This window comes from Streptomyces sp. NPDC030798 (genome assembly GCF_055572275.1).
This window is the reverse complement of record NZ_JBVIDR010000004.1, coordinates 152,869-170,232: the sequence shown is the minus strand read 5'-3', so window position 1 is coordinate 170,232 and position 17,364 is coordinate 152,869. Positions and strand designations below refer to the sequence as shown.

The window sequence follows — 17,364 nt, the reverse complement described above, 5'->3', positions numbered from 1 at the left end:
AGAGGCCGGTCGACGGGGGCCTTTGACGCAACCCTGACGGGTCGGGCAGGGGGCAGGGGCCTGTCTTCCGGGGTCCTCGGCGAGGCCGGCCAGGGCGCGAGGCCGCCGGAGCCGCCCTGGCCGGAGGAACGGCCCAAGGGTGGGTCCGGCGGATCGTGCCGGCGTCGCGGGGCCTGGCACGACCATCCGCGGCGCTGTCGCAGGCTGCCGACTTCCCCTCGCGTCGCGGCCCCTCCGCCTTGAAGCTGCCCGCACCCCACACCGGCCCACCGGCGCCGACATGACGCCGTTGCCTGAAGCCGGTCCGGTCCGCCGGTCAGGGCCCTAGTGCTCGACGATCTCGCCGTCGCGCAGTTCCAGGACCCGGTCGGCCAGGTCGAGGAGGGTGGTGTCGTGGGTGGCGACCAGGGCGGTGGCCTGCTCGCTGCGGACGACGGCCCGGAGCAGCTCCATGACGGCGTGACCCGTCTCCGCGTCCAGCTGGCCGGTGGGCTCGTCGGCGACGATCAGCGCCGGGCTGTTGGCGAGGGCGCGGGCGATGGCGACGCGCTGCTGCTGGCCGCCGGACAGCTCGCCGGGCCGCTGCGCCGCGTGGTCGGCGAGCCCGACCAGGGAGAGCAGCAGGTCGACGCGCTCCTCGCGCTCGCGCGGCGCGGCCCGGCGCAGCCGCAGCGGTACGCCGACGTTCTCGGCGGCGGTGAGGATCGGGATGAGCCCGAACGACTGGAACACGAACCCGATCCGGTCCCGCCGCAGTTCCAGCAGCCCGCTCTCACCGAGCCCGGCCAGATCCCGCCCGTCGACCTCGACCCGCCCCTGGTCCGGGGTGTCGAGCCCGCCGACGATGTTCAGCAGCGTGGTCTTGCCGGACCCCGAGCGCCCCTTGAGGGCCACGAGCTCCCCGCGCGGCACCTCGAAGGACACCCCCCGCAGGGCATGGACGGCAGCGGCCCCCCGCCCGTACGACTTGTGGACGCCGTCGACCCTGACCATGGTGTCGGTCGTCACCTGCGTCATGCAGCCTCCCCCGTTTTCCGGCCGCCAGTATCACCGGCCGCCCGCGCACCCCGAAAGGGGCACGGGGCTGTGTCCGAGATGCGGCTGCCACCGCGCGGACGGTGGTGGTTGCTCGCGAGCCGCCCCCGGTGACGCACCGGCTCCCCCGCACCCCGCACCCCACACCCCGCACCGCGCACCGCGCACCGCGCACCGCGCACCGCGCACCCGCAGGAACGGGCCGCACCTCTGGGAGGTGCGGCCCGCACATCGACGGCTGAACCCGGCGGAGTGCCTAGCGCACCTCGGTGATCTCCGGCCCCCGCTGCAACTGCCCCATGCCGCCCGAGAACCGCGAGCCCTCCTCCTGGGAGATGCCCTCGGGGACCATCTGCGCGTCGTTGGGCAGCTTGAGGACGATCGGGTCGCGCGGGGCCATCGGGCCCTCGCCGCGGACCACGACCGTGTCCCGGAAGATCTGCTCCAGCAGCCCGGCCGCCTGCGGCTGCACCGCACCCTGGCCGGAGATCACACCGCGCAGGAACCAGCGCGGGCCGTCCACGCCGACGAACCGTACGACCTGGAAGCCGCCGGTGCCGTCGGGCAGCTGCACCGGCACCTGGGCGCGCAGCTCCCAGCCCAGCGGGCCCTCGACCTCGTCGACGATGCCGCCCTGCTGGGTGATGCCGGAGGCGATCTCCTCGCGGACCTCGCCCCAGATGCCCTCGCGCTTGGGCGCGGCGAACGCCTGGAGCTGGATGGCGCTGTCGCGCAGCACCACGGTGGCCGCGACGATCGCGTCCCCGGCGACCTCCACCCGCAGCTCCATGCCGTCGACGCCCGGCACGAAGAGACCGCCGAGGTCCACACGGCCCTCACCCGGGTCGCGCACCTCCTCGCTGTCCCACGGCCCGTCGGGCCGCGGCCCGGGCTCCAGCCGGACGCGCTCGCGCCCGGCCTCTGCTTCCTCGTCCGCCTCGGTGTCGACGCTGTCGACGACCTGCTCGGCCTCGCCGGCCGCGTCCTCGGCGGCACCCTTCTTCTTGCGACGTCCGAACACGTCACTGTCCTTCCCGGTCGGATACGACCGAAGCGTATCGATTCCCACCCGTCCGGCCGCCGTTGGCGGCCCGACCGCTTGTGCCGCTCCCGCCGCCCACCGCGGCATGGCCACCGGTGGACCCGAAGCCCCCCTCGGCCCGCGCCGAGCCGGGAAGTTCCGCGACCTCCTGGAAGCGGACCCTCTCGACCTGCTGGACGACCAGTTGGGCAATCCGGTCGAAGCGCTCGAACCGCACGGACTCGCGCGGGTCGAGATTCACCACGATCACCTTGATCTCCCCACGGTACCCGGCATCAACCGTCCCCGGGGCATTCACGAGGGCGACACCGCAGCGGGCGGCGAGCCCGGACCGGGGATGCACGAAGGCCGCGTACCCCTCGGGGAGCGCGATCGACACCCCGGTGGGCAGCACGGCCCGCTCACCGGGCCGCAGCTCGCACGCCTCGGTGGTGCGCAGATCGGCTCCGGCGTCCCCCGGGTGCTCGTACGCCGGAAGCGGTACGTCCGGATCGACACGCCGGATCAACACGTTCAGGGGACCGCGGCCGCCGGCCGGGGCGGGGGCGTTCACGGGTTCACCTCGAAGGCGCGGGCCCGGCGGACCTGGTCCGGGTCGCTCATGGCGGCCTGGATCTCTGCCGTGCGGCCGTGCTCGGTGAAGTGGTCGACCTTCACCTCGACGAAGAGCGCGTCGGCGCGGACCGCGACGGGCCCGTCGGGGCCGCCGATCCGCCCGGTGGCGGTGGAGTAGATCTTCCGTCCGGCCACGGCGGTGACCTCGGCCTGCAGATGCAGCGTGGTGCCGACCGGCACCGGCCGCACGAAGTCGGTCTCCAACCGGCCGGTGACGGCGATGGTCCGCAGCAGCCAGTTCAGCGAGCCGAGCGTCTCGTCGAGGGCGGAGGCGAGCACTCCCCCGTGCGCGAGGCCGGGAGCGCCCTGGTGGGCCGGCTGGACGGTGAACTCGGCGGTCAGCGAGACCCCCTCACCGGCGCGGGCCTCGAGGTGCAGTCCGTGCCGCTGCCCGGGGCCACATCCGAAACAGTGTTCGTAGTGGGCACCGAGCAGCTCGCCGGGTGCGGGAGCGTCGGGGTGCCGTACCGGTGTCACCGCGTCGGCGGGAGGCTGAAGAGCTGGGGAACTACCACTCACGACCGCAGACCTTACCCGCCCGCCGTCCCGCACCACCGCCCTGTCCGTCGGCGCTTCGCGCCGGCCGCCCCGACTCCGGCTCTCCCCCGCGACCGTGCCAAGCTTGGCTCCATGCAGATCTCCGCCACCCCCTACGAAGAACGCCTCACCGCCCCCCGCTCCTGGTGGCTGATCAGCTTCCTCGTGGGCGTCTCCTTCGCCCTGGTCCTGCTCCCCTTCGGCACCCTGCCGATGCTCGGCGGCCTGGTCGGCGGTACGGCCGCGGCCGCGGTGGTGGCCAGTGCCTACGGCTCGCAGCGCATCCGGATCGTGGGTGACTCCCTGATCGCGGGCGAGGCGAAGATCCCGGTGTCGGCGCTCGGGAAGTCGGAGGTGCTGGACCCGGAGGAGGCACGCGCCTGGCGGACGTACAAGGCCGACACCCGGGCGTTCCTGCTGCTGCGCGCGTACATCCCGACGGCTCTGCGGGTGGAGGTCACGGACCCCGAGGACCCCACGCCGTACCTGTACCTGTCGACGCGGGAGCCGGAGAAGCTGGCGGCGGCCATCGAGGCGGCGCGGGACGCGCAGGCCTGAGCGGCGTCAGTCGCCCCACTCGTCGTCCCCGGACTCCTCGGTGAGCTCTTCGGGGAGGTCGCTGAGCTTGAGGGGGTCCGCCGGCTTCTCCAGCGGCGGGAGCCCGGACAGCTCGTCCCAGGGCACCTGGACCTTGCGGAGGTCGGTTCTGATCCGCTCGGCGAGTTTCCTGGTGTCCCTGCGGTTGAGCGCCGCGCCGACCGCCGCGCCCACCATGAAGGGCATGAGGATGGGCAGGTCGCGGACCATGCGTTTCATGATCTGCTGACGCAGTTCGCGTTTCATCCGGCCGCCGAGGGCCGCGTCGACGGTGGCCGGCTTGAGCAGGTTGATGCCGCGCTGCCCCGACCAGGAGGACAGATACGCGGTGCTGCGGGCCTTGAGGTTCCCCGGCGGGCGTGCGCCGTACACCTCGTACAGCTCGGCGATGAGCTTCAGTTCGATCGCGGCGACGCCGACGATCTCGGCGGCCAGCTCGGTCGGCATGGCCGGGGGTACGGGCAGCATCGCCATCCCGCCGATGCCGGCCCCGACGGTGGAGGTCCCGGCCGCGGCGCCCGCGACGAGCTTGTCGGCGAGTTCTTCGCGCCCGAGTCCCGGGAACTGCGCGCGCAGCGTCGCGAGGTCGCGTACGGGGACACGGGGGGCGATCTCGATGATGCGGTCCGCGAGGTACCCCAGCCCCGCCCGGGCGTGGCTGCCGCCCTTGCGGGCGCCTTCCCGGGCCATCTCCCGGGCGCGCTCGCGGATCACCGCGGCCCGTCGCCGGGCGACGGGCGCGGGCTGCTGTGCCGGCGCCGGCCGGCCGCCCGGGCCGGACGCCGGTTCGAGCGGGGCTCCCGCGCCGGGGGAGCCCCGCTCGTCGTCACGCGCGCCGTGCGGGCCGTCGTGCGGCCCCTTGTCCGCTCCCGGCAGAGGGAAGCGGCGCTTCCGTGGAGGGGTCGAGCCAGTCACGGCCGACCCGTCCTCAGTCGCAGTCGCGGCAGATCGGCTGACCGTTCTTCTCCCGGGCCAGCTGGCTGCGGTGGTGCACCAGGAAGCAGCTCATGCAGGTGAACTCGTCCTGCTGCTTGGGCAGCACACGGACGGCCAGCTCCTCGTTCGAGAGGTCGGCGCCCGGGAGCTCCAGGCCCTCGGCGGCCTCGAACTCGTCGACGTCCACCGCGGAGGTGGACTTGTCGTTCCGGCGGGCCTTCAGCTCTTCAAGGCTGTCCGAGTCGACGTCGTCGTCGGTCTTGCGTGGAGTGTCGTAATCGGTTGCCATGTCGCTCTCCCCCTCTGGGTGTCTGCGGTGTCTCCAGCGCACGTAACGCGTGAGAGGCCGGACTTGTGCCCGACCTGAGGCGGAGATTTTGCCTCACATCAAGGTCTGTTACTCAATCGACACCCAACCCGACCTCTCAAGAGTGATCGGCTTGGATGGCGGTGAGGACCGTACACGGTTCGAATGCCGCACCTCAAAGGCGCCTCACCGTGTACTTCCCGTGATCAAGAGCCCTGAAAACAAGGATTTTCCCGGCTTTACGGCCCCTGTCATGATCACGGAGAGTACATGGCCGGAAATCCGCCCATGTGATTGATCACACAAGGCAAACCGCGAGGGGCGGTCAAAAAATTCCGCGCAAAGCGAACATCCCCCGCGTGTGTCGACCTCTGTCACAGCGGCAGGGTGACACGCATCACCAGGCCACCTCCCTCGCGGGGCTGGGCCACGATGTGGCCGCCGTGCGCGCGGGCCACGGACCGCACGATCGACAGGCCGAGACCCACCCCCTTGTCGCTGCCCGTACGGTCCGTACGAAGCCGTCTGAAGGGCTCGAAGAGATTGTCGATCTCGTACGCCGGCACCACCGGCCCGGTGTTCGTGACCGTCAGCACCGCCTGCCCGTGCTCCACCTCCGTACTCACCTCGACCCAGCCGTCCTCCGGCACGTTGTAGCGCACCGCGTTCTGGACCAGGTTCAGCGCGATCCGCTCCAGCAGCACGCCGTTGCCCTGCACCACGGCGGGCTTGCGCTCGCCGCGGATCTTCACGCCCCTGGCCTCGGCCTCGGCATGCACCTGGTCGATGGCCTGGGTGGCCACCTCCGCCAGGTCGACCGGCTTGCGCTCGACGATCTGGTTGTCGCTTCGGGCGAGCAGCAGCAGGCCCTCCACCAGCTGCTCGCTGCGCTCGTTGGTGGCCAGCAGGGTCTTGCCGAGCTGCTGCAGCTCCACGGGCGCCTGCGGATCGGACAGGTGGACCTCGAGCAGCGTCCTGTTGATCGCCAGCGGGGTGCGCAGCTCGTGGGAGGCATTGCCGACGAAACGCTGCTGGGCGGTGAAGGCCCGCTGCAGGCGCTCCAGCATGTCGTCGAAGGTGTCCGCGAGCTCCTTGAGCTCGTCGTCCGGGCCGTCCAGCTCGATCCGGCGGGACAGGTCGGAGCCGGCGACCTGGCGGGCGGTGCGGGTGATCCGGCCGAGCGGGGAGAGCACGCGGCCGGCCATGGCGTAGCCGAACGCGAAGGCGATCACCGCGAGACCCAGCAGGGCCAGCAGGGAGCGGCTGAGGAGGTTGTCCAGGGCGGTCTGACGCTGCTGGTCCACGCAGTGCGCGATCGCGTCGTTGAAGTCCTGGAGCTGCACACTGGCCGCGTTGACCTCGGGGCAGTTGGGGCTGGCGACCTTGAGCAACGAGCCCTGCGAGAGGCTGACGATCTTGAACAGCGGCTGGTTGCCCGAGCTGATCGCCTGCGCGGCCAGCAGATAGATGATCGACAGCAGCAGGATGCCGGCGATCAGGAACATGCCGCCGTACAGCAGGGTGAGCCGTATCCGGATGGTGGGCCGCAGCCACGGGAACGGGGGCTGGGGCCGGCGGGGGTCCCAGGTGGGTTTCGGTGGCGCCTGGGGCGGCGTGGGAGTCGAGGCCACGGCGGATCAGATCCGGTAGCCGGAGCCGGGCACGGTCACGATCACGGGCGGCTCGCCCAGCTTGCGGCGCAGCGTCATGACCGTCACGCGCACCACGTTGGTGAACGGATCGGTGTTCTCGTCCCAGGCCTTCTCCAGCAACTGCTCCGCCGAGACGACCGCACCCTCGCTGCGCATCAGCACCTCCAGCACGGCGAACTCCTTCGGCGCCAGCTGGACCTCCTTGCCGTCGCGGAACACCTCGCGGCGGTTGGGGTCGAGCTTGATGCCGGCGCGCTCCAGGACGGGCGGCAGGGGCACGCTCGTACGGCGTCCGAGGGCGCGCACGCGCGCGATGAGCTCACTGAACGCGAAGGGCTTGGGGAGATAGTCGTCGGCACCGATCTCCAGACCCTCGACGCGGTCGCTGACGTCACCGGAGGCGGTGAGCATGAGCACGCGAGTGGGCATGCCCAGCTCGACGATCTTGCGGCAGACGTCGTCGCCGTGCACCAGCGGGAGGTCGCGGTCGAGGACGACCACGTCGTAGTCGTTGACGCCGATGCGCTCCAGGGCGGCCGCACCGTCGTACACGACGTCGACGGCCATGGCCTCCCGGCGCAGTCCGGTGGCCACCGCATCGGCGAGCAGTTGCTCGTCCTCGACGACGAGTACGCGCACGTCGCTTGTCCTTCCTGTGTCCACCCGCGTAGCGCCCCGTGGGCGCGCGCGGGCAGGGGTGTCCGTGGGATGTGACTCCATCCTGCCCTTTTCGACCATAAGTCGGCTGTAAGGCGGCCTCCGGGCCGGACAGGACGGGCTCCTGGGGCGGGAATACGAGATTTTCTCCGGCGGTTGAGGTTTCCGCGGGAGGGAGTGGGGGGAGGACGGCATGTACACCCCGCGATCACGCTCTGCATGTGCCGCAGCACCATGCGGTACCTCGCGATCCGCTTCCGCAGAGTGGGCGCGGGTGTCCGGCACCGTCGCCGCCCAGCAGGGCAGCGCTGGGCACCTGCGAGAGACGTGATCGCCCCTTCCGAACGGCACACCCCCGTGCCACCGACCCACCGACCCTGGACGAGGGGGCGCAGCATGGACGCTTTCACCGCAGGACTTCTGCAGCGCATAAGGGCGACCGAGTCCGACCTGTCGCGGGCTCGTGACGAGGGCGACGACTTCCTCGTCGAGGTGGAGCAGGGCGAGCTCGACGACCTGCGCCGCCTCGCCGCCGAACACGGTGTGGAAGTCGGCGCGTCACGCGTCTGACCGGCCCGAGGCCGCCAGAAGGGACCCCGGTGAATCCAGCACCGGGGTCCCTTCGCGTCCGGGGGCCGTCCCTCCCGGCGTGCTCGACCGGTCAGTCGTGCCAGGCGCCGAAGTCCTCCAGGAGCCGCTGGAGGGGTTCGAAGACTCCCGGGGTGCCGGCGACCGTCAGGTCGCGGGAGGGGCGCTCTCCGGGGCGGCCGCCGGTCAGGGCGCCCGCTTCACGGGCGATCAGGTCACCGGCGGCCACGTCCCACGCGTTGAGCCCCCGCTCGTAGTACCCGTCCAGCCGGCCGCAGGCCACATCGCACAGGTCGACCGCCGCCGACCCCCCGCGCCGGATGTCCCGCAAGCGCGGGATGAGCCGGCCGGCCACCTCCGCCTGGTGCGCCCGCACCTCGGCGACGTAGTTGAACCCGGTGGAGACCAGCGCCTCCTCCAGCGGCGGCGCGGGACGGCACGACAGCGCCCGCTCGCCCTCCCACGCCCCGGTGGCCCAGGCCCCGCCGCCCCGCACCGCGTGGTACGTCTCCCCGCGCATCGGCGCCGCGACGACACCCACGACGGTCTCCCCGTCCTGCTCGGCGGCGATGGACACCGCCCAGGTCGGCAGCCCGTAGAGATAGTTCACCGTGCCGTCGAGCGGGTCGATCACCCAGCGGATGCCGCTCGTGCCCGGGGAGGAGGCGCCCTCCTCGCCGAGGAACCCGTCCTCGGGACGCTGCCCGGAGATCAGGTCGGTGATCAGCTTCTCCGCCGCGATGTCCATCTCGGTGACGACGTCGATCGGGCTGGACTTGGTCCTCGCCACCGCCAGGTCGGCCGGACGGCCGTCCCGCAGCAGCTCTCCGGCACGGCGGGCGGCCTCCCGGGCCAGTCCCAGCAGGTCCCGGTGCAGGGCGTCGGTCACGGGGCTCCTCACGCGTAGGGGCTGTCGGCACCGGCGGCGGCCGGCCGGGGCGTACGGGACGGGCAGCAGCCGACCGGGCAGACGTCGTGGCTGGCCCCCAGCGCGCCCAGGGCGCAGGGCGTGACCTGCTGCCCGCGCTCCCCGGCGGCCCGCTCGAGGATCAGTTCGCGGATCGCCGCCGCGAACCGCGGGTCGGCGCCGACGGTGGCCGAGCGCCGCACCGGCAGCCCCAGCTCCCCGGCCTTGGCCGTGGCCTCGGTGTCGAGGTCGTAGAGCACCTCCATGTGGTCGGAGACGAAGCCGATGGGCGCCATGACGACCGCCGGGACGCCGGCGGCGTGCCGCTCCTCGAGGTGGTCGCAGATGTCCGGCTCCAGCCAGGGGATGTGCGGGGCGCCGGAGCGGGACTGGTAGACGAGCCGCCAGGGGTGGTCCACGCCGGTGCGCTCGCGGACGGCGTCGGCGATCAGCCGGGCCACGTCGAGGTGCTGCTCGACGTAGGCGCCGCCCTCCCCGTGGGCCTCGACGGGTCCGGAGGTGTCGGCGGCGGCCGTCGGGATGGAGTGGGTGGTGAAGGCGATGTGCGCGCCGTCGCGGACGTCCTCGGGCAGATCGGCCAGGGACCGCAGCACGCCGTCAATCATGGGTTCGACGAAGCCGGGGTGGTTGAAGTAGTGCCGCAGCTTGTCGACCCTCGGCGGCTCGAGGCCCTCGGCCTGCAGCGCGGCGAGCGCGTCGGCGAGGTTCTCGCGGTACTGGCGGCAGCCCGAGTAGGACGCGTAGGCGCTGGTGGCGAGCACCAGGACGCGGCGGCGGCCGTCGGCGGCCATCTCGCGCAGGGTGTCCGTCAGGTACGGCGCCCAGTTGCGGTTGCCCCAGTACACCGGCAGGTTCAGGCCATGGTCGGCGAAGTCCTTGCGCAGGGCGTCCAGCAGGGCGCGGTTCTGGTCGTTGATGGGGCTGACCCCGCCGAACAGGAAGTAGTGCTGCCCGACTTCCTTCAGGCGTTCCTTGGGGATGCCGCGCCCGCGCGTGACGTTCTCCAGGAACGGGACCACGTCGTCCGGGCCTTCGGGACCGCCGAAGGAGAGCAGGAGCAGGGCGTCGTAGGGGGTGGCATCGAGCGCGTCTGGCATGGCTCGATCCTCCCACCCGGCGCTGACAGCCGAACAACGACGGGGTGAAGAGTCGCTTTCGAGACGATTCAAACCGGTATCTCCCAGCCCACCCCACCACAGCGGACAGTCGCACACAGCCCCCACCGCAGCCGCGCGCAGCGCGCAGCGCGCAGCCCCGGGGGCGCCCCAGCCACCCACAGCGCACGCCGCAACCCCGGGCACGCCACAGCCACAGCGCGCGGGAGCCCGGGGCCCCCGCAAAGCGCCTGCGCGCGTTCGCCGCACGCGCCCGCTACAGCCCCGCCGCGGCGTCCGCGCACGCCGCAGCCCCGGCCAACCCCCACCCGCAGCCACCGCGCACGCGGCAGCTCCGGCGCGCTGCCGCGACAGCCCTACGCGCACGCCGCACGCCTCCCGGTGCACCCCGGCGCAGCCTCGGCGCGCACCCGACGCAGCCCCTCACGCCCGCCACGGCCCCGCGGTGCACCCCCGACGCAGCTTCAGCACACGCCCGCCACGGCCCCTCGCGGCCACCCCAGCCGTCGCGCTCACCTCAGCCCCTCCAGCCCGCAACGGCCCCCAGCCCCCCACGACCACCGCCGCCCCAAACCCTCGTAATCCCGGTGCGCGAGTCGGGCCCCGCTTCGTAAGCTGTATCGCCCCCGTCGCGCCTTACCGCACCCGCACCGGAGACCTCGTGCCCAGCCCCTACCGAGCCCTGTTCGCCGCGCCCGGCACCAAGGGTTTCTCCGCCGCGGGCTTCATCGGCCGCATGCCGCTGTCGATGATGGGCATCGGCGTCGTCACGATGGTCTCCCAGCTCACCGGGCGCTACGGCCTCGCGGGCGCGCTGTCGGCCACCATGGCGCTGTCCGCCGCCGTGCTCGGGCCGCAGGTCTCCCGCCTGGTGGACCAGTACGGTCAGCGCCGGATGCTGCGCCCGGCGACCCTGGTGGCCCTCGCGGCGGCCGGCGGGCTGCTGCTGACCGCGCATCTGCGGGGGCCGGACTGGGTGCTGTTCGTCTGCGCGGCGGGGGCCGGCTCGGTGCCGAGCCTCGGCGCGATGATCCGGGCCCGCTGGGCGGCGCTGTACCGGGGCACTCCTCAGCTGCACACCGCCTACTCGTTCGAGTCGGTGGTCGACGAGGTGTGCTTCATCGTCGGACCGATCGTCTCCATCGGCCTGTCCACGGCCTGGTTCCCCGAGGCCGGCCCGCTGCTCGCCGCCTGCTTCCTGGCCGCCGGTGTCCTCTGGCTGACCGCCCAGCGCGCCACGGAGCCGGAGCCGCATCCGGGCGAGCGCCGCGGCGGCGGTACGGCGCTGCGCTCGCGCGGGCTCCAGGTGCTGGTGGCGACGTTCGTGGCCACCGGCGCGATCTTCGGCGCGGTGGACGTGGTGACCGTCGCCTTCGCCGACGAGCGCGGCCACAAGGGCGCCGCGAGCGTGGTGCTCGCCGTGTACGCGGCCGGTTCCTGCCTGGCCGGGGTGATCTTCGGTCTGCTGCGGGTCTCCGGTGCGCCGGAACGTCGTTGGCTACTGGGCGTGGCAGCCATGGCCGTGAGTATGATCCCCCTCCTACTGGTCGGAAACTTGCCGCTTCTGGCCGTGTCGCTGTTCGTTGCGGGGCTGTCCGTCGCGCCGACGATGGTCACCACGATGTCCCTCATCGAAGAGCACGTACCTCGCGCGCGGCTCACCGAGGGCATGACCTGGGTGAGCACCGGCCTCGCGGTCGGGGTCGCGCTCGGCTCTTCCGTGGCCGGCTGGGTGATCGACGCAGCCGGGGCGCGGGCCGGGTACGGGGTTCCGGCCGTGTCCGGAGCCGTCGCGGTCGCGGTCGGTTTTCTCGGGTACCGCCGGCTCCGCAGGCCGGCCGCGGGTCGGGGAGGCACCGTTGAGCACCACAGCGAGCGCGAAGAACGGCACCTGGCGTAACTGGGGCGGCAATGTCTCCGCCCGCCCCGCCCGGCAGGTCGCCCCTGCCTCGGTGGAGGAGCTGGCCGCCGCGGTGCGCCGGGCCGCCGAGGACGGCCTGAAGGTGAAGGCGGTCGGCACGGGGCACTCCTTCACGTCCATAGCCGCCACCGACGGTGTGTTGATCCGCCCTCAGCTGCTGACCGGTATCCGCGGCATCGACCGGGACGCCATGACCGTCACGGTGGAGGCCGGCACCCCGCTCAAGAGACTCAACGCCGCCCTCGCGCGCGAGGGTCTGTCGCTCACCAACATGGGCGACATCATGGAGCAGACCGTCTCCGGGGCGACCAGCACGGGCACGCACGGCACGGGCCGGGAGTCGGGTTCGATCGCCGCCCAGATCAGGGGGCTCGAGCTGGTCACGGCGGACGGCTCGGTGCTCACCTGTTCGGAGAAGGAGAATCCGGAGGTCTTCGCGGCGGCGCGCATCGGCCTCGGCGCGCTCGGCATCGTCACCGCGATCACCTTCGCCGTGGAGCCGCTGTTCCTGCTCACCGCGCGGGAGGAGCCGATGCCCTTCGACCGGGTGCTGGCCGAGTTCGACCAACTCTGGGCGGAGAACGAGCACTTCGAGTTCTACTGGTTCCCGCACACCGGAAGCACCAACACCAAGCGCAACAACCGCAGCGCGGGCCCGGAGCAGCCGATCGGGCAGCTGGCCGGCTGGTTCGAGGACGAGTTCCTCTCCAACGGCGTCTTCCAGGTGGCCCAGTGGGTCGGGCGCGCGGTGCCCGCGACGATCCCCGCGATCGCCGGTGTCTCCAGCCGGGCCCTGTCCGCGCGGACGTACACGGACATCCCCTACAAGGTCTTCACCTCACCGCGCCGGGTGCGCTTCGTGGAGATGGAGTACGCCGTACCGCGCGCGGCGCTGACCGACACGCTGCGCGAACTCAAGGCCATGGTCGACCGCTCCGGACTGCGCGTCAGCTTCCCGGTGGAGGTGCGCACCGCGCCGGCCGACGACATCACCCTGTCCACCGCTTCCGGCCGGGACAGCGCCTACGTCGCCGTCCACATGTACCGGGGCACGCCGTACCACGCCTACTTCACCGCCGCCGAGCGCATCTTCACGGCCCACGAGGGCCGGCCGCACTGGGGCAAGGTGCACACCCGGGACGCGGAGTACTTCGCCGGGGTCTACCCGCGCTTCGGCGAGTTCACCGCCCTGCGCGACCGCCTCGACCCGGAACGCCTGTTCCAGAACGACTACTTGCGGAGGGTTCTGGGAGCGTAGGGGGGCGCAGAGTCTCGAAACCATTCGTTCCGTTTCTGGGGATTGCGTGAACTTCGCCACCTTCGCGATCACGGATTCCGCTTGCGGAGCGGCCAAGTCGCGACCCTTGCGAGAAGTTGGGCGGCGCGCCCATCCACGCACATGGTCCAAATGGAGTACTGTTGCGAGCCCTGGGTCCGGTCTCCCACCAGGGTGTCCGGGGCCTTGCAGGACCGCCGGGAGGGGGCTAGTTGCGCAGGGTGACGAAATTCGTCACTGAGAGTTGCGAACAGGTAACCGTGCCATAACGGCGGTCCAGGGCCCGCGCCCGACACGCCGGGCAACTCGGCAAGGTTGTGGCAGGCTGCACCCGGGCAGGCCACACTCGACTAGCGGAAGCAGCGACGCACGTGACGTCGGCAGGCACCACCCGGGAGGTCCCCATGCCCGAACTGCGTGTCGTGGCCGTCTCGAATGACGGCACACGGCTGGTGCTGAAGGCTGCCGACTCCACGGAGTACACGCTTCCGATCGACGAACGGCTGCGTGCCGCCGTGCGAGGCGACCGGCCCCGTCTCGGACAGATCGAGATCGAGGTGGAGAGCCATCTCCGCCCCCGTGACATCCAGGCGCGGATACGAGCCGGTGCCACCGCCGAGGAGGTCGCCCAGCTGGCCGGCATCCCGGTCGACCGGGTACGGCGCTTCGAGGGACCGGTGCTGGCCGAGCGTGCCTTCATGGCCGAGCGGGCCCGCAAGACCCCGGTCCGCCGCCCCGGCGAGAACTCCGGCCCGCTGCTCGGCGAGGCCGTCCAGGAACGGCTGCTGCTGCGCGGCGCCGAGAAGGACACCGTGCAGTGGGACTCCTGGCGCCGCGACGACGGCACCTGGGAGGTCATGCTCGTCTACCGGGTCGCGGGCGAACCGCACTCGGCGAGCTGGACCTACGACCCGCCCCGGCGGCTCGTCCAGGCGGTGGACGACGAGGCGCGCTCCCTGATCGGCGAGTCCGACGACCTCGCCGTGCCGGAGCCGAGTTTCCCGTTCGTGCCGCGCATCGCCCGGCTGCCGCGCGACCGTTCGATGGACCGCGCGCTGGACCGGGGCGACCGGGAGCGGCCGAGCCTGCCGGCGCAGTCGTCGGAGCCCGCCGAGGAGAGCACGGGCGAACGCGACTCGCTGACCAGCCTGCTGGAGGCGGTGCCGAGCTTCCGCGGCGACCTGGTGGTCCCGGAGCGCCCCTCGGAGAGCTCGGAGGAGCCCGCCGAGGAGCCGGCGGCGGAGGAGCCCCCGGCGCCCGCGGCATCGGCCGGCTCGGCGTACGCGGACGTCCTCATGCCGCGCTCGGTGGGCAGCCACCGCGACCGGCTGATCGGCGCCACCGACCGTCAGGCCGAGGCCGACGGTGTCCGTCCCGGCCGCCGCGCCGCGGTGCCGAGCTGGGACGAGATCGTGTTCGGAACCCGGCGCAAGAAGCAGGAGTAGAGGCAGCGGCAAACGGGCCGTACGGCCGTATGAGGCGGGGTCACACACGCGTGACCCCGCCTCTGGCGTCGCTGCCCGCCTACTGCGGGTCCGGCCCCACCGCGACCGGCCGGGACGGGTCCGAGGACCACTCCGACCACGAACCCACGTACAGGGCCGCAGGAATGCCCGCCACCGCCAGGGCGAGCACCTCGTGCGCCCCGGAGACGCCCGAACCGCAGTACACGCCCACCTCGTCCCCCTCGGACACCCCGAGGGCCTTGAAGCGGTCCCTCAGCTCCTCAGCGGGCAGGAACCGGCCGTCGGGACCCACGTTCTCGGTCGTCGGCGCCGACACCGCGCCCGGGATGTGCCCGCCGACCCGGTCGATCGGCTCGACCTCGCCGCGGTACCGCTCCCCCGCGCGCGCGTCCAGCAGTACACCCGAGCGGGCGAGGCCGGCGGCCGCGTCGGCGTCGAGCAACCCGGCCGCGGCGGGCGCCGGCTCGAAGTCGCCCTCGGCCGGGTCCGGCACGTCGGTCGTCAACGTGCCCTGCCACGACGGCAACCCGCCGTCGAGCACCCGCACGTCCGGGTGACCCGTCCAGCGCAGCAGCCACCACGCGCGCGCGGCCGCCCAGCCCTGCCCGCCGTCGTAGACGACGACCGGCCGGCCGGCCGACACGCCCGCGCGGCGCATGGCCGCGCCGAACTCCGCGAGGTCGGGCAGCGGGTGACGGCCGTGCTCCCCGGGGGCCGAGGCCAGCTCCCGGTCCAGGTCGACGAAGACCGCGCCGGGGACGTGCCCGGCCGCGTACTCGGCCCGGCCGTCGAAGGCCGGGGCGCCCGCCGCCTTGGCCACGCTCAGCTGCCAGCGCACGTCCAGCACGACGGGCGGGTGCTCGCCGGCCAGCTCGGCGGCGAGTTCGGATGCGGTGATGATGGCTGTCATGGCGTCCATCCTTACGCCAGGGGTGGCCGCGGAGTCCAGGTACGGCTACTCTGCCCGCCGGACAGGCTCGATCACGAGGTGTAGGGGATCGGGCACACCCTGTACAGCCGGCGGACACCCGCCGGCCATCGCCTGGAAGCGGCGCACGACGGCAGACCGGGCATTCTCCGGGAGACACCGCCGCGCGGCGGCGCGGGACCGCACAGGAGGGACCGCGCAGGATGCGGGGTACCGGCACGGGCGTGCACGCGCCGGCGGCACACCCCTTCCGGGGAGCGGAAGCGACACGGCCACCACGAGGGCCGGGGAGAGAGTGATCGATGACCGAGGCACGGGAGTCGGCCGGTCCACGCGCGCGGACCGCGCCCGGCACGCCCTGCTGGGTGAGCCTGATGGCGCACGGGCTGGCCGCGACGGAGGAGTTCTACGAGGCGCTGTTCGGCTGGGAGTTCCGGCCCGGCCCGCAGCAGCTCGGGCCCTATGTGCGGGCGCTGCTCGGCGGGCAGGAGGTCGCGGGCATGGGCCAGTTGCCGCCCGAGAACCGGCTGCCGATCGCCTGGACGCCCTACTTCGCCTCGGACGACGTGGACAGCACGGCCGACCAGGTGCGGCTGTGCGGCGGCACGGTGGCGGTGGGACCGCTGGACGCGGCCGACGCCGGGCGGCTGGCCATCGCCTCCGACCCCTCGGGAGCGGTGTTCGGCATCTGGCAGGGCGCGGCCCGCCTCGGCACCGCGGTCAGCGGCGTCCCGGGCACCCCGGCCTGGAACGAGCTGCTCACCTACGAGACCGAGAGCGTCGCCAAGTTCTACGAAACCGTGTTCGGCTACGACGAGGAACCGGTCGTCTCCGCCGACTTCGACTACGTCACCCTGACCCTCGACGGCCGCCCGGTGGCCGGACTGCACGGGGTGGGCCACGCGCTGCCCCTGGACCGGGGATCGCACTGGCTGACGTACTTCGAGGTCGCCGACGCGGACGAGACGCTGCGTCAGGTCGCCGGCCTCGGCGGCCAGGTGCTCAGGCCGGCCCACGACAGCCCGCACGGCCGTGTGGCGACGGTGGCGGACCCGGAGGGGGCGGTCTTCTCGGTGATCCAGAACCCGACCTGAGCCGCTCGCCGGGGCTCAGGCGGGTGACACCGGCAGCACGTCCGGGGACAGGGCCGCCGCGCGGGCCGTCGCGGCGGTCATGCGGCGACGGTGGTGGCGGCGGCACAGGACCTCGTAGCCGACCTCGCCCGCGGAGTGGTTGACGTCGCCGACGACCACCTGGGCGCCCTCGACCACCATCACGCCGCCTATCGTCCGGGCGTTGTGCGTGGCGCGGGCGCCGCACCAGCACAGCGCCTCGACCTGGAGCACCTCGATGCGGTCGGCCAGCTCCACCAGCCGCTGGGAGCCCGGGAAGAGCTTGGAGCGGAAGTCGGTGGTGATGCCGAAGGCGTAGACGTCCACCCCGAGGTCGTCCACCACGCGCGCGAGCTGGTCGATCTGCTCGGGCGCGAGGAACTGCGCCTCGTCGGCGATGACGTAGTCCGCGCGGCCGCCCTGGGAGAGGTGTTCGACGATGGAGGCGTACAGGTCCTGGCCGTCCTCGACCTCCACCGCGTCGGTGACCAGGCCCAGCCGGGAGGAGAGCTTGCCCTCGCCCGCGCGGTCGTCACGGGTGAAGATCATGCCGACGAGGCCGCGCGCGGAGCGGTTGTGCTCTATCTGCAGAGCCAGCGTGGACTTCCCGCAGTCCATCGTTCCGGAGAAGAACACCAGCTCGGGCATGAGG

The 17,364-nt window shown here is 72.7% G+C and carries 18 protein-coding genes; 6 read left to right on the top strand and 12 right to left on the bottom strand.

What is annotated here, in order from left to right:
* Nucleotides 1-324: 324 nt before the first annotated feature.
* The 4 genes from ACZ404_RS11460 to ACZ404_RS11445 form a co-directional block, all read right to left on the bottom strand.
* Nucleotides 325-1,017 carry an ABC transporter ATP-binding protein gene (locus ACZ404_RS11460; RefSeq protein ID WP_468438443.1) on the bottom strand — a complete coding sequence of 231 codons (693 nt, stop codon included), beginning with the start codon at nucleotides 1,015-1,017 and terminating at the stop codon, nucleotides 325-327.
* A 274-nt stretch (nucleotides 1,018-1,291) separates the two neighbouring features.
* Entirely contained in the window at nucleotides 1,292-2,056 is a 765-nt protein-coding gene (locus ACZ404_RS11455) for a DUF3710 domain-containing protein (RefSeq protein WP_468438441.1), read from the bottom strand.
* Nucleotide 2,057: 1 nt separating this feature from the next.
* Nucleotides 2,058-2,630: a dUTP diphosphatase gene (gene dut, locus ACZ404_RS11450; RefSeq protein ID WP_468438439.1), complete on the bottom strand. Its 573-nt coding sequence runs from the start codon at nucleotides 2,628-2,630 to the stop codon at nucleotides 2,058-2,060.
* Nucleotides 2,627-3,211, bottom strand: a complete 585-nt coding sequence (locus ACZ404_RS11445) for a PaaI family thioesterase (protein WP_468438437.1) — start codon at nucleotides 3,209-3,211, stop codon at nucleotides 2,627-2,629. The genes dut and ACZ404_RS11445 overlap by 4 nt, the downstream gene beginning before the upstream one ends.
* A 111-nt stretch (nucleotides 3,212-3,322) precedes the next feature.
* Here ACZ404_RS11445 and ACZ404_RS11440 point away from each other — a divergent pair, with 111 nt between their 5' ends.
* The gene (locus ACZ404_RS11440) at nucleotides 3,323-3,787 is read left to right on the top strand and encodes a DUF3093 domain-containing protein (RefSeq protein WP_468438435.1); all 465 of its coding nucleotides are present in this window, start codon (nucleotides 3,323-3,325) and stop codon (nucleotides 3,785-3,787) included.
* 6 nt (nucleotides 3,788-3,793) lie between these two features.
* Here the strand turns inward: ACZ404_RS11440 and ACZ404_RS11435 are convergent, their stop codons facing one another.
* The 4 genes from ACZ404_RS11435 to ACZ404_RS11420 all read right to left on the bottom strand — a co-directional run bounded on the left by ACZ404_RS11435 (nucleotide 3,794) and on the right by ACZ404_RS11420 (nucleotide 7,360).
* Nucleotides 3,794-4,741: a hypothetical protein gene (locus ACZ404_RS11435; RefSeq protein ID WP_468438433.1), complete on the bottom strand. Its 948-nt coding sequence runs from the start codon at nucleotides 4,739-4,741 to the stop codon at nucleotides 3,794-3,796.
* Nucleotides 4,742-4,754: 13 nt separating this feature from the next.
* A complete protein-coding gene (locus ACZ404_RS11430; protein ID WP_005481602.1) occupies nucleotides 4,755-5,051 on the bottom strand; it encodes a DUF4193 domain-containing protein in 297 nt (98 codons plus the stop codon).
* A gap of 392 nt (nucleotides 5,052-5,443) precedes the next feature.
* Complete coding sequence (locus tag ACZ404_RS11425; RefSeq protein WP_468438431.1) at nucleotides 5,444-6,700, bottom strand: sensor histidine kinase; 1,257 nt, start codon at nucleotides 6,698-6,700, stop codon at nucleotides 5,444-5,446.
* Nucleotides 6,701-6,706: 6 nt separating this feature from the next.
* Entirely contained in the window at nucleotides 6,707-7,360 is a 654-nt protein-coding gene (locus ACZ404_RS11420; RefSeq protein ID WP_003993508.1) for a response regulator transcription factor, read from the bottom strand.
* A 414-nt stretch (nucleotides 7,361-7,774) separates the two neighbouring features.
* On the opposite strand from ACZ404_RS11420, the gene ACZ404_RS11415 reads away from it, so the two are divergent.
* Nucleotides 7,775-7,948, top strand: coding sequence for a hypothetical protein (locus ACZ404_RS11415; protein WP_199843157.1), 174 nt, complete (start codon nucleotides 7,775-7,777; stop codon nucleotides 7,946-7,948).
* 91 nt (nucleotides 7,949-8,039) lie between these two features.
* Here the strand turns inward: ACZ404_RS11415 and ACZ404_RS11410 are convergent, their stop codons facing one another.
* Nucleotides 8,040-8,855, bottom strand: coding sequence for an inositol monophosphatase family protein (locus ACZ404_RS11410; RefSeq protein WP_468438429.1), 816 nt, complete (start codon nucleotides 8,853-8,855; stop codon nucleotides 8,040-8,042).
* A gap of 8 nt (nucleotides 8,856-8,863) precedes the next feature.
* Nucleotides 8,864-9,991 (bottom strand): ferrochelatase, encoded by a 1,128-nt coding sequence (locus ACZ404_RS11405; protein ID WP_468438427.1) that lies wholly within the window; start codon nucleotides 9,989-9,991, stop codon nucleotides 8,864-8,866.
* A 679-nt stretch (nucleotides 9,992-10,670) separates the two neighbouring features.
* Here ACZ404_RS11405 and ACZ404_RS11400 point away from each other — a divergent pair.
* From ACZ404_RS11400 to sepH, 3 genes are all read left to right on the top strand, one after another.
* Nucleotides 10,671-11,909, top strand: a complete 1,239-nt coding sequence (locus ACZ404_RS11400) for an MFS transporter (protein WP_468438425.1) — start codon at nucleotides 10,671-10,673, stop codon at nucleotides 11,907-11,909.
* Entirely contained in the window at nucleotides 11,869-13,188 is a 1,320-nt protein-coding gene (locus ACZ404_RS11395; RefSeq protein ID WP_468438423.1) for a D-arabinono-1,4-lactone oxidase, read from the top strand. The genes ACZ404_RS11400 and ACZ404_RS11395 overlap by 41 nt, the downstream gene beginning before the upstream one ends.
* A gap of 422 nt (nucleotides 13,189-13,610) precedes the next feature.
* The gene (sepH, locus tag ACZ404_RS11390) at nucleotides 13,611-14,651 is read left to right on the top strand and encodes a septation protein SepH (protein WP_468438421.1); all 1,041 of its coding nucleotides are present in this window, start codon (nucleotides 13,611-13,613) and stop codon (nucleotides 14,649-14,651) included.
* Nucleotides 14,652-14,730: 79 nt separating this feature from the next.
* Here the strand turns inward: sepH and ACZ404_RS11385 are convergent, their stop codons facing one another.
* Nucleotides 14,731-15,582 (bottom strand): sulfurtransferase, encoded by an 852-nt coding sequence (locus tag ACZ404_RS11385; protein WP_468438419.1) that lies wholly within the window; start codon nucleotides 15,580-15,582, stop codon nucleotides 14,731-14,733.
* A gap of 320 nt (nucleotides 15,583-15,902) precedes the next feature.
* On the opposite strand from ACZ404_RS11385, the gene ACZ404_RS11380 reads away from it, so the two are divergent.
* A complete protein-coding gene (locus tag ACZ404_RS11380) occupies nucleotides 15,903-16,694 on the top strand; it encodes a VOC family protein (protein WP_468438417.1) in 792 nt (263 codons plus the stop codon).
* 15 nt (nucleotides 16,695-16,709) lie between these two features.
* Here the strand turns inward: ACZ404_RS11380 and ACZ404_RS11375 are convergent, their stop codons facing one another.
* Nucleotides 16,710-17,360, bottom strand: coding sequence for a thymidine kinase (locus ACZ404_RS11375; protein WP_468438415.1), 651 nt, complete (start codon nucleotides 17,358-17,360; stop codon nucleotides 16,710-16,712).
* Nucleotides 17,361-17,364 lie beyond the last annotated feature (4 nt).